This window comes from Roseateles oligotrophus, assembly GCF_014204525.1.
GTDB classification, from domain to species: domain Bacteria; phylum Pseudomonadota; class Gammaproteobacteria; order Burkholderiales; family Burkholderiaceae_C; genus Paucibacter_A; species Paucibacter_A oligotrophus_A.
On the sequence record NZ_JACHLP010000006.1, the window covers coordinates 391,163 to 403,809 of the forward strand.

7 protein-coding genes are annotated in these 12,647 nt (G+C 63.0%); all 7 read left to right on the plus strand.

The features are described from left to right. Positions 1-43: 43 nt before the first annotated feature. The 7 genes from HNP55_RS16440 to HNP55_RS16470 all read left to right on the plus strand — a co-directional run bounded on the left by HNP55_RS16440 (position 44) and on the right by HNP55_RS16470 (position 12,642). A complete protein-coding gene (locus tag HNP55_RS16440) occupies positions 44-2,431 on the plus strand; it encodes an Ig-like domain-containing protein (RefSeq protein WP_221439631.1) in 2,388 nt (795 codons plus the stop codon). A gap of 19 nt (positions 2,432-2,450) precedes the next feature. Then, a complete protein-coding gene (locus HNP55_RS16445) occupies positions 2,451-3,014 on the plus strand; it encodes a shikimate kinase (RefSeq protein WP_184301640.1) in 564 nt (187 codons plus the stop codon). Positions 3,015-3,101: 87 nt separating this feature from the next. Beyond that, a complete protein-coding gene (aroB, locus tag HNP55_RS16450) occupies positions 3,102-4,244 on the plus strand; it encodes a 3-dehydroquinate synthase (protein WP_184301643.1) in 1,143 nt (380 codons plus the stop codon). Between the two features lie 82 nt (positions 4,245-4,326). Then, a complete protein-coding gene (locus HNP55_RS16455; RefSeq protein ID WP_184301646.1) occupies positions 4,327-5,454 on the plus strand; it encodes a deoxyguanosinetriphosphate triphosphohydrolase in 1,128 nt (375 codons plus the stop codon). Between the two features lie 76 nt (positions 5,455-5,530). Then, a complete protein-coding gene (locus HNP55_RS16460; RefSeq protein ID WP_184301648.1) occupies positions 5,531-6,253 on the plus strand; it encodes a transposase in 723 nt (240 codons plus the stop codon). A 117-nt stretch (positions 6,254-6,370) separates the two neighbouring features. Continuing rightward, positions 6,371-11,119 carry a glutamate synthase-related protein gene (locus HNP55_RS16465; RefSeq protein WP_184301651.1) on the plus strand — a complete coding sequence of 1,583 codons (4,749 nt, stop codon included), beginning with the start codon at positions 6,371-6,373 and terminating at the stop codon, positions 11,117-11,119. Between the two features lie 47 nt (positions 11,120-11,166). Next, positions 11,167-12,642: a glutamate synthase subunit beta gene (locus HNP55_RS16470; RefSeq protein WP_184301653.1), complete on the plus strand. Its 1,476-nt coding sequence runs from the start codon at positions 11,167-11,169 to the stop codon at positions 12,640-12,642. Positions 12,643-12,647: the final 5 nt, after the last annotated feature.

Genomic DNA, 12,647 nt, shown 5'->3' on the forward strand with positions numbered 1-12,647 from the left:
CGTGCTGATGGCTGCATGCGGGGGAGGGTCCGCGGGAACTTCGGTGTTTGATCCCAAAGATCCCAGCAATCCGACGACTCCCGGGGCATTGACCGATGTGGCCGTGGTTGCCGACAAGGTCTCGATTCCTAACTCAGGCACCGAAGTGGTGACCCTCACGGTCACGGCTTTGACCACGGGCAATGCTGCCTTGATCGGCGTTGCGACCCCGGTCTCGGTGGAGGTGAGTGCGGGTGCCATTGTGACGGCCTCCGGCAAGGTGACCGATACCAAGGATGGCAAGCTCTCGGCCATCGTCTCCCTGGTTGACAAGACCAGCCGTACCGTGACGGTGACCGCCAAGAGCGGCAGCATCAGCAAGACGGTGAGCTTCACCGTGGTCGACAGCGTGACCGGCAGCTCGGTGGCCGATCTGTCCGTGGTGGTGGATAAGGCCACCCTGCCAAATACTGGGCTTGAGCAAGCCAAAATCACCGTTACCTCGCTCGACGCTTCGCGCTCGGCCATTGGCGGGGCGGCGGTCAGCCTGCAAGTGGTTGACGTGGGTGATGCCGTGCTGCTTGACCCAGGCCAGACGACGACGGATCCGGCGACAGGCCAGTTGTCTCGCCGCCTGAGCCTGCAGAATATCAAGTCCAAGCGCACGATCGCGATCAAGGCCAGCAGCGGCACCGTTTCGAGAACCATCACGGTGGACGTGGTTGATCCCCCTGCCGGCACGGTGTTGGTCGCCAACGATTTGACGATGACGCTCAGCAAGGCCAGCATCAATAACTCGGGCAGCGAGTCGGTGGATGTCGTGGCCAAGGCCGTGGATGCCAATCGGAACGCTTTGGCGGGCATCGACGTGATTTTTGCGGTCGACAACGACGGGGTGTTCATTCCTGTCAGCACCAAGACCGATGCGCGCGGCGAGGCCAAGGGCAAGGTCGAGATCGGCTCTAACCGGACTGTCAGAACCATTCTGATCACCGCCCAAAGCGTGGGCGCTGCCGGCACTTTGAAAGTGGTGCGGCCACTCTCGGTGACGGGGGCCAAACTGGTCGCGACCGTGAACCAGCCCAACCGACTGGTTGGTGAGCCGGGTTCGGTCGATTACACCTTGGTGGACGTGAACGGCAGCCCAATTCCGGATGTCGCCATCGTGGTTACGGGTCCCGGTTCGGCCAGCGGTCGCGGAACGACGTCGGCACAAGGACGTTGGACCTATAACTACACGGCCGAGGGCTCGGGTCGCATGTCCATCAAGGCGGTGGGCGGTGCGGGTGATACACCTGTCGAGTCCTTTGTCAACGTTGCTGCCGTACCAGGCCCCTTGCCGGATACGACCAAGATCCTGTCGGCGACCATGACCATGGACCCCATCGTGGTCAAAGTCAATCAGCCGGGTAGCGATGTCAATCGCGCCGAGATCCGCCTGCTCTTCCGCGGCGAGAAGAACGCGCCGATCGAGAATGTCCGGGTCAAGGTCGGCTTGGGCCCGAACAATAGTTCGACCGATGGCCGCTTGAGTGTCAGCGAGAACGATGCGCCCTTGCTCTCCGACAAGAACGGTATCGTAACCTTGAGCTTCATCCCCGGACAACGAAGCAGTCCAACCGATCAAGTCAAGATCTATGCCTGCTACGGCCGTACCGACAATTTGGGTCGTACTTCGGACGCAACGCCTTGTTCCAATGGGTTCGCCATCAGTCCGGTGTCGCTCACCATTGTGGAATCGCCTATTTCGATCTCCATCGGTAGTGACGATGTGCTCGTGGTGGGTGACACCGGCTTGACTTATATAGCCAAGTTCACTGTCTTGGTGGTCGATGCGGCCGGCAATCCGAAGTCAGGCGTGCAAATTTCACCGATGATTGATCTGTTGGGATATGCCAAAGGTGAGTACAGCTGGGATGCGACAGAGAAGAGGTGGTACATCCCTGGGCTCGATATCAATGGTACGCCGGCGAATTTGAAGGATGATTTTCCGAAGTACTTGAAGTGCCCGAACGAGGATCGTTTGGAGCCTGACGGCATACGCAATGGAACCATAGAGACCATTGGTAACGTTACAGAGGACATCAACGGCAACGGACAGTTGGATCCCCGCAAGTCCGACGTCTCCGTCAGCATGGTCGGGTCAACTACAACGGACGCCAACGGCTTGGCCACCCTGCGGATCGAGTACCCGAAGAGTGCTGCTTCTTGGGTGCGGTACATGCTCAAGGTGAGCGCACCAGGTGTGCTCAGCCCGCCCGCTTGGTTTGGTCGGTATGAGGAGCGTTGGTTGCCGACCTTGTTGGACGCGATCAAGAGCGAAGCTTCCCCTGCATTTGTCACCAGTCCTTATGGGACAAATATCGAAGGCTACTATCTGCTGCCGACCGATTCGCTCTTTGGCACAGACCCCTTTGTCGTGGCGCGGCCCGGGTGCAAGGTGCCTCGTTGACCGAATAAGGCGCATCGGCTTGATCATCTCCCTCATCGGAATGCCCGGCAGTGGTAAATCCACGGTCGGGCGGCAAATGGCGCGCCAGATGGGCGTGCCATTTGTCGATTCGGATAGCGAAATTGAGTCACGTCTGGGTGAGCCTATCCGCAGCTATTTCGATCGGGAGGGCGAGCAGCCCTTTCGCGATATCGAGAGCTCGGTGATCGCCGAGATCCTGCAGCGCGACTCGGAGTTTGTCTTGGCAACCGGTGGCGGTGCTGTTCTGCGAGAGCCGAATCGACAACTCCTGCACAAGCATTCGACCGTGCTCTACCTGCGCTCCACGCCGGAGGAGCTGTTCAGGCGTTTGCGCCATGACACCCAGCGGCCGCTGCTGCAGGTGCAAGACCCGTTGCAAAAGCTGCGCGAGCTCTATGCCCTGCGCAACCCGCTGTATCGGCGCTGTGCCCATTTTGTGCTGGAGACGGGCCGGCCTTCGGTTCATGGCCTCGTCAATATGGCTTTGATGCAGTTGGAATTGGCCGGCATCCTGGATCCGGCCCGGGTCGCCGCGACCGTGGGTGCGGAGAAGAGTGCCTGATTCGGTCCGGCCCGGTCGGGGTAAGCGCAGCGCCGGCAATGCCGCTGGCTTGGTGCGGAGTTCAGGCCGCCCCGTACACTTGGGCATATGACTGCTTCAGCCCAAGCCCCCAACACCCAGCTTCCCGCTTCCTCGGCAAACCTCGACACGAGTCACAAGGTGTCCATCGCCTTGGATCAGCGAGGCTACGACATCTTGATCGGCCCCGGTCTTTTGGATGAGCCCGCCACCTGGCTGGGTTTGCCCAAGGCCCAGGTTGCCGTCATCGTGACCAACGAAACGGTGGCGCCGCTTTATCTGGAGCGCCTCAGCCACCAACTGCGGGCGCATTACACGCGGGTGGAAGCCGTGGTGTTGCCCGATGGCGAGGCCTACAAGGACTGGGCTTCGCTCAACAAGATCTTCGACCATTTGCTGGCCCAGGCCTGCGACCGCAAGACGGTGCTGTTCGCTCTGGGTGGCGGCGTGATCGGCGATATGACCGGCTTTGCGGCCTCGGTCTATATGCGCGGCGTGCCCTTTGTCCAGGTGCCGACGACCTTGCTCGCGCAGGTGGACTCCTCGGTCGGAGGCAAGACCGCCATCAACCATCCGCTGGGCAAGAACATGATTGGCGCCTTTTACCAGCCCGAACGTGTCGTCGCCGATCTGGATGGGCTGGATAGCTTGCCCCCGCGTGAGCTGTCTGCAGGCCTGGCCGAGGTGATCAAGTACGGCCCGATCGCGGACGCCGAGTTTCTGGCCTGGATTGAAGACCATCTCGATGCCTTGCTGGCGCGCGACAAGGCGGCTATGGCCTATGCCGTCAAGCGTTGCTGCGAAATCAAGGCCTGGGTGGTAGGGCAGGACGAGCGCGAGCAAGGCTTGCGTGCCATTCTCAATTTCGGCCACACCTTTGGCCATGCTATCGAAACCGGCCTTGGCTACGGCGAGTGGTTGCATGGCGAGGCCGTGGGCTGCGGCATGGTGATGGCGTCTGATTTGTCGGTTAGGCTGGGCTTGATGCCGGCCGAATTCTTGCCCCGCATGCACCGCCTGATCGAGCGTGCGGGCCTGCCCGTGCTGGGGCCGGCGCTGGGTATCGAGCGCTATCTGGAACTGATGCGGGTGGACAAAAAGGCCGAGAGCGGAGAGATCCGTTTTGTGCTGATCGAGGGCTTGGGGCGGGCCACCATGCGCGCGGCGCCCGATCCCTTGGTCGCCGAGGTGATTCAAAGCCACTGCCGCTGAAGGCCCGGCCGGACACTGAAGAGACCCAAGCCCAGATTCGATCGATGCCCAAGGCAAGGACAAGAAAGAAGGCTCAGCATCTATGGTTCTCGCGGTCTACGCCAGTCAGTCAAACCGGAGCCGGGGTCGGCGCTTCTCCGAGCCTCCGGCCCCCACGCGCAGCGAGTTCCAGCGCGACCGCGACCGCATCATCCACAGCACGGCTTTCCGGCGCTTGGTTTACAAAACCCAGGTCTTCCTGAACCATGAGGGTGATCTGTTTCGCACCCGGCTGACCCACTCGCTGGAGGTCGCGCAATTGGGTCGTTCGGTGGGCCGCAGCTTGCGCCTGGATGAAGACTTGGTCGAGGCCATCGCCCTGGCCCACGATCTGGGCCATACGCCCTTCGGCCATGCGGGCCAGGATGTGCTCGACGCCTGCATGCGGGCCCATGGTGGTTTTGAACATAACCTACAGTCCCTGCGGGTGGTGGACAAGCTGGAGCAGCGCTACCCGGCTTTTGACGGGCTCAATCTGAGCTTCGAGGCGCGGGAGGGCATTCTCAAACACTGCGCCAAACGCAATGCCTTGCTGCTGGAGGCGGCGGAGCCCGGTGGGGTGGCTGCGCGCTTCCTACGGGGCGGCCAGCCGAGCTTGGAGGCGCAACTCTGCAATCTGGCCGACGAGGTGGCCTATAACGCCCACGACATCGACGACGGTGTGCGCTCCGGCCTGCTGGAACTAGAGCAGTTGGAGGAGGTGCCCCTGGTGCGCCGCTATCTGCGCGAGGCCTTGGGCGAGTATCCGGCCCTGCAGGGCAAGCGCCTGCTGTTCGAGACCATACGCCGCATGCTCTCGGCTCAGGTCTACGATTTGATAGCCGCCAGTGGCACGGCGCTGCAAGAAGCCGCGCCTGCCGATGCCGATGCAGTGCGCGCTGCTCCGCCCCTGATCCGCTTCAGCCCCGAGATGCGTGCCGCCAGCACCGAGCTCAAACGCTTTCTGTTTGCCAAGCTCTACCGCCACCCCCAGGTGCAGGAAACCCGCCAGCGCGCCGAACAAGTCCTGCGCGACTTGTTCGAACTCTACACCGCCGATCCCCAGCAACTGCCCGAGGACTTTTCCGGTGCCGCCGACACGCCTCGCGCCTGCGCCGACTACATCGCTGGGATGACCGACCGTTACGCCCTGCGCGAGCACCAGCGCCTGACCGGTAAAACCCTGTTCTAGTTCGAAGTAATGGGGTCAGAGTGAATTTTCTTGGATAATTCAGGCCATCTCATGCCCGAATCGTCCGCGAAGAATCATGGCCAGACCTCCCCGACTCGTTCTCGCCCAGCAGGCGCATCATCTGATCCAGCGCGGCAATAACCGCCAAGCCATTGTTCAGAGCGATGCGGACCGGCAGCAGTTCCTGGACATCTTGCGTGACTGCGCAGCCACCCACAAGGTCGCCATCCACGCCTATGTCTTGATGGACAACCACATCCATCTGCTCGCTACCCCTGCGGAAGAGCAAGGCTTGAGCCGGATGATGCAGTCGCTTGGCCGGCGCTATGTGGCTTGGTACAACTTCAAATACCAGCGCAGCGGCACGCTGTGGGAAGGGCGCTTCCGTGCGGCCTTGATCGAGGGCGAGCACCATTTCATGGCCTGCATGCGCTATATCGAACTCAATCCGCTGCGGGCCGGCATCTGTGCCCAAGCCGCTGACTTCCCCTGGTCCAGCTGTGCTCATCACCTGGGGCGGCGGGGTGACGCCTTGGTTACGGACCATATGCTCTTCTGGTCACTGGGCAATACGCCTTTTGAGCGCGAGTTGGCCTATCGGGAGCTGCTGGACCAAGGCCTGGCCGAGGTCGAGCGCCGCCAGTTGACGGAGGCCGTGTTCAAAGGCCTGCCGCTGTGCAGGCCCGAATTTCTCCAGCAACTGAGTGAGCAAACGACCCGCCCCCTGCTGGCCAGGCCGCGGGGCCGCCCATTGGGTTCGGTCAAGTTGGGTAAGGAAATTGACTCTGACCCCATTTAATTAAGAGTTCTGCGTTGTGCTAAAAATAAATTGACTCTGACCCTATTTATTTCGGCTTGATGCATTTGCTGCGGCGCAGTAATCTTTAGTTCATCGATGAATGAACTGGAGTGCGCCATGAGCAAGGCAGCGGATTTTCAAGCCGAGATTCAAGACCTGAGCGAGCAGGGCCTGTACCGGCCGCAGAACGAGAAGGACGCTTGCGGCCTGGGTTTTGTGGCCCATATCAAGGGCCTGAAGGCGCATAGCATCGTGCAGCAGGGTCTGAAGATTCTGGAGAATCTCGATCACCGCGGCGCCGTGGGTGCCGACAAGCTGATGGGGGACGGCGCCGGCATCCTGATCCAGATTCCGGACGACTACTACCGCGCCGAAATGGCCAAGCAGGGTGTGGACTTGCCGCCGCCCGGCGAGTACGGCGTGGGCATGATCTTCCTGCCCAAGGAGCATGCCTCCCGCCTGGCCTGCGAGCAGGAGCTGGCGCGTGCCATCAAGGCCGAGGGTCAGGTCTTGCTGGGCTGGCGCGATGTGCCGGTGGACTCCGAGATGCCCATGTCGCCCATGGTGCGCGAGAAGGAACCCATCATCCGGCAGATCTTCATCGGCCGCGGCCCGGACATCATTGTTCCCGATGCCCTGGAGCGCAAGCTCTACGTCATCCGCAAGACCGCTTCCAGCGCCATCCAGGCCCTGCAGCTGACGCACAGCCGCGAGTACTACGTGCCCAGCATGAGCTGCCGCACCGTCATCTACAAAGGCCTGCTGCTGGCCGACCAGGTGGGCAGCTACTACAAGGACCTGGCCGACCCACGCGTGGTCTCGGCCATCGCCCTGGTGCACCAGCGCTTCTCCACCAACACCTTCCCCGAGTGGCCGCTGGCCCACCCCTACCGCATGGTGGCTCACAACGGTGAGATCAACACCGTCAAGGGCAATTTCAACTGGATGCGTGCCCGCGAGGGCGTGATGAAGTCGCCGGTGCTGGGCGAGGACCTGAACAAGCTCTACCCCATCAGCTTCGAACACCAGTCCGACACGGCGACTTTTGATAACGCCATCGAACTGCTGACCATGGCCGGCTACCCGCTGGCCCATGCCGCCATGATGATGATCCCGGAGGCCTGGGAGCAGCATGAGCAGATGGACGCGCGCCGCCGCGCCTTCTACGAGTACCACGCCGCCATGATGGAGCCCTGGGACGGCCCGGCCGCCATGGTCTTCACCGATGGCCGCCAGGTCTGCGCGGCGCTGGACCGCAATGGCCTGCGGCCGGCGCGTTACTGCATCACCGACGACGATCTGGTCGTGCTGGCCTCTGAGAGTGGCGTGCTGCCCATCCCCGAAAACAAGATCGTCAAGAAGTGGCGCTTGCAGCCGGGCAAGATGTTCCTGATCGATCTGGAACAGGGCCGCATCATCGATGACGAAGAGCTGAAGAACCAGTACGCCAACGCCCGCCCCTATCGCCAGTGGATCGAGAACGTGCGGGTGCGTCTGGACGATATCGAGCTGGCCGAGGTGCTCAGCCCCGCCACTTTCGAGGCCAGCTTGCTGGACCGCCAGCAGGCTTTTGGCTTCACCCAGGAAGACCTCAAATTCCTGCTCGCCCCCATGGCCAGCCAGGGTGAGGAGGCGCTGGGCTCCATGGGCAATGACTCGCCCCTGGCCGTGCTCTCCGGCAAGAACAAGCCGCTGTTCAACTACTTCAAGCAGCTGTTCGCCCAGGTCACCAATCCGCCGATCGATCCGATTCGCGAGAGCATCGTGATGTCGCTCAACAGCTTCATCGGCCCCAAGCCGAACCTGTTGGACATCAACGCGGTCAACCCGCCCATGCGCCTGGAAGTGGCCCAGCCCGTGCTGGACTTCAAGGACATGGCCCGCCTGCGTCAGATCGAGTCGCACAGCAACGGCAAGTTCAAGAGCTACGAGCTGGACATCACCTACCCCCTGGCCTGGGGCAATGAGGGGGTTGAAGCCCAGTTGGCCTCGCTGTGCGCCGAGAGCGTGGATGCGATCAAGAGCGGCCACAACATCCTCATCATCACCGACCGGCGTTTGAGCGCCGGCCGGGTTGCCATCCCCGCGCTGCTGGCCCTGTCCGCCATCCACCACCATCTGGTGCGTGAAGGCCGCCGCACCACGGCCGGCCTGGTGGTGGAAACCGGCTGTGCCCGCGAGGTGCACCACTTCGCCGTGCTGGCCGGCTTCGGCGCCGAGGCGGTCCACCCCTATCTGGCGCTGGAAACGCTGGCCGATCTGGCGGCCGAGTTGCCCGGTGAGCTGAGCGCCGACAAAGCCATCTACAACTACATCAAGGCGGTGGGCAAGGGCCTGTCCAAGATCATGTCCAAGATGGGCATCTCCACCTATATGTCTTACTGCGGCGCGCAGATCTTCGAGGCCATAGGCTTGAAGAGCGACTTTGTGGAGAAGTACTTCCGCGGCACGCCCACCCAGGTCGGCGGCATCGGCGTGTTCGAGGTGGCCGAGGAAGCCATCCGCCTGCATGCGGCCGCTTTTGGCAGCGACCCCGTGCTGGCCGACATGTTGGACGCCGGCGGCGAATACGCCTGGCGCGCGCGCGGCGAAGAGCATATGTGGACGCCGGACGCCATCGCCAAGCTGCAGCACAGCGCACGCAGCGGCAAGTTCGACACCTACAAGGAATACGCGCAAATCATCAACGACCAGAGCAAGCGCCACATGACCTTGCGCGGCCTGTTCGAGTTCAAGTTCGACCCGAGCAAGGCCATTCCGCTGGACGAAGTCGAGCCTGCCAAGGAAATCGTCAAGCGTTTCGCCACCGGCGCCATGTCCCTGGGCTCCATCAGCACCGAGGCCCATGCCACGCTGGCCGTGGCCATGAACCGCATCGGCGGCAAGAGCAATACCGGCGAAGGTGGCGAGGACCCGGCGCGTTATCGCAATGAGTTGAAGGGCATCAAGATCACGGCCGGCACCAAGGTGTCGGATGTGATTGGTGGCAAGGTCATCGCGGTCGACTACGAGTTGCAGGACGGCGACTCCCTGCGCTCCAAGATCAAGCAGGTGGCCTCCGGCCGCTTCGGCGTGACGACCGAGTACCTGGTCAGTGCCGACCAGATCCAGATCAAGATGGCCCAGGGCGCCAAGCCCGGCGAGGGTGGCCAGCTGCCCGGCGGCAAGGTCAGCGAGTACATCGGTTTCCTGCGTTACTCGGTGCCGGGCGTAGGCCTGATCTCGCCGCCGCCGCATCACGACATCTACTCCATCGAGGACCTGGCCCAGCTGATCCACGATCTGAAGAACGTCAACCCCAAGGCCGATGTCTCGGTCAAGCTGGTCTCCGAAGTGGGCGTGGGCACCATTGCCGCCGGCGTCACCAAGGCCAAGGCCGACCACCTGGTGATCGCCGGCCACGACGGCGGCACCGGCGCCTCGCCCTGGTCCTCCATCAAGCATGCGGGCACGCCCTGGGAGCTGGGCCTGGCCGAGGCCCAGCAGACCCTGGTGCTGAACCGCCTGCGCGGCCGCGTGCGCGTGCAGGCCGACGGCCAGATGAAGACCGGCCGCGACGTCGTCATCGGCGCTCTGCTGGGGGCCGATGAGTTCGGCTTCGCCACCGCCCCCCTGGTGGCCGAGGGCTGCATCATGATGCGCAAATGCCACCTCAACACCTGCCCGGTGGGCGTGGCCACACAAGACCCGGTGCTGCGCGCCAAGTTCACCGGCAAGCCCGAGCATGTGGTGAACTTCTTCTTCTTCATCGCCGAAGAAGCGCGCCAGATCATGGCCCAGCTGGGCATACGCAGGTTTGAAGACTTGGTCGGCCGCAGCGACCTGCTGGACACCCGCAAGGGCATCTCGCACTGGAAGGCCAAGGGCCTGGACTTCGCTCGCGTCTTCCATCGCCCGACCGTTCCCGCCGATGTGGCCCGCATCCACAACGATGTGCAGGATCACGGCCTGGACCGTGCCCTCGACGTCAAGCTGATCGAGAAGTGTCTGCCCGCCTTCGAGCGCGGCGAGAAGGTGCAGTTCATGCAGGAGGTGACGAATGTGCGCCGCACCGTGGGCGCCATGCTCTCGGGCGAGCTGATCCGTCGCCGCCCCGAGGGCCTGCCCGACCACACCATCTTTATCCAGATGGAAGGCACGGGCGGCCAGAGTTATGCCGCCTTCCTGGCCCAGGGCATTACCTTCTATCTGATCGGTGATGCCAACGATTACACCGGCAAGGGTCTGTCCGGCGGCCGGGTGGTGGTGCGCCCCTCGATCGAGTTCCGCGGCGACGCGACCAAGAACATCATCGTCGGAAACACCGTTTTGTACGGTGCAACGCGCGGCGAGGCCTTCTTCCGCGGCGTGGCGGGCGAGCGCTTTGCGGTGCGCCTGTCCGGCGCCTCGGCGGTGGTGGAAGGCACCGGCGACCATGGCTGCGAATACATGACCGGCGGCACCGTGGCCGTGCTGGGCAAGACCGGCCGCAACTTCGCCGCCGGCATGAGCGGCGGCATCGCCTACGTCTTCGACGAGGACGGCCAGTTCGCCAAGCGCAGCAACACCAGCATGGTGGCGCTGGACAAGCTGCTGCCCACGCACGAGCAGGAGGCCACGGTCGACCGCGCCATCTGGCACCACCTGGGTGATTCGGAAGCGCAGACCGACGAGGCCATCCTGAAGAAGATGCTGGAAGACCACCATCGCTGGACCGGCAGCCAGCGCGCCCGCGACATCCTCGACCACTGGGCCGATTCGCGTGCCAAGTTCGTCAAGGTGTTCCCGCACGAGTACCGCCGCGCCCTGGGCGAGATCCATGCGGCCAAGGAAGCGGCACAGACCATTGCTCAGGCCGCCAAGCCTGACGCTGTGCTCAAGGCCTGAGCCCCGCCGCCGACGCGCTGAATCAAAAGAATCGAAGGACCAAGATCATGGGAAAAGTCACTGGCTTCATGGAGTACGAGCGTCTGGACGAGGGCTATGAGCCCGTCCCCGCCCGGCTGAAGAACTACAAGGAATTCGTCATCGGCCTGAACGCCGATCAAGCCAAGCAGCAGGGCGCACGCTGCATGGACTGCGGCACGCCCTTTTGCAACAACGGCTGCCCGGTCAACAACATCATCCCGGACTTCAACGACCTCGTGTACCGCGGCCGCGGCGAAGACTGGGCCAAGGCCATCACCCTGCTGCACAGCACCAACAACTTCCCCGAGTTCACCGGCCGCATCTGCCCCGCCCCCTGCGAGGCGGCCTGCACCTTGAATGTGAATGACGAGGCGGTGGGCATCAAGTCCATCGAGCACGCCATCATCGACCGCGCTTGGGAGCAGGGCTGGGTCAAGCCGCAAGTGCCGGAAGCGAAGACCGGCAAGACGGTGGCCATCGTCGGCTCCGGCCCCGCCGGTCTGGCAGCAGCCCAGCAGCTGGCGCGCGCCGGCCACAGCGTGACGGTGTTCGAGAAGAACGACCGCGTCGGTGGTTTGCTGCGTTATGGCATTCCCGACTTCAAGATGGAGAAAAGCCATATCGACCGCCGCGTGGCGCAGATGGAGGCCGAGGGTGTGGTCTTCCGTACCGGCGTGCTGGTGGGTGCGCTGCCCGAAGGCTCCAAGGTCACCAACTGGGCCAAGCAGAGCATCAGCGCGGATGAGTTGAAGGCTCAGTTCGACGCCGTGCTGCTCAGCGGCGGCAGCGAGGACTCGCGTGATCTGCCCGCCCCCGGCCGGGAGCTCTCGGGCATCCATTTCGCGATGGAGTTCCTGCCTCAGCAGAACAAGGTCAATGCGGGTGACAAGTTAAAAGCCCAGATCCGTGCCGAGGGCAAGCATGTCATCGTCATCGGTGGTGGCGATACCGGCAGCGACTGCGTGGGCACCAGCAACCGCCACGGTGCCAAGAGCGTGACCCAGTTCGAGCTGATGCCCCAGCCGCCCGAGGAGGAAGACCGGCCGCTGACCTGGCCTTACTGGCCGCTCAAGCTGCGCACCTCCAGCAGCCACGAGGAAGGCTGCGAGCGCGAGTTCGCCATCTCCACCAAGGAATTCATTGGGGAAAAGGGCAAGCTCACCGGCGTCAAGACCGTGCGGGTCGAATGGCAGGCGGGCAAGGCGGTCGAGGTGCCCGGCTCCGAGCAGATCCTGAAGGCCGATCTGGTCTTCCTGGCCATGGGTTTTGTGGCCCCGGTGGCCACGGTGCTGGAGGCCTTTGGCGTTAGCAAAGACGCCCGAGGCAATGCCAAAGCCTCGGTGGATTTCATCGGCGGCTACCAGACCAATGTGGCCAAGGTTTTTGCCGCCGGCGATATGCGTCGCGGCCAAAGCCTGGTTGTCTGGGCCATCCGCGAAGGCCGCCAGGCGGCGCGGGCGGTGGATGAGTTCCTGATGGGGGCGAGCGAGCTGCCGCGCTGAGCAAA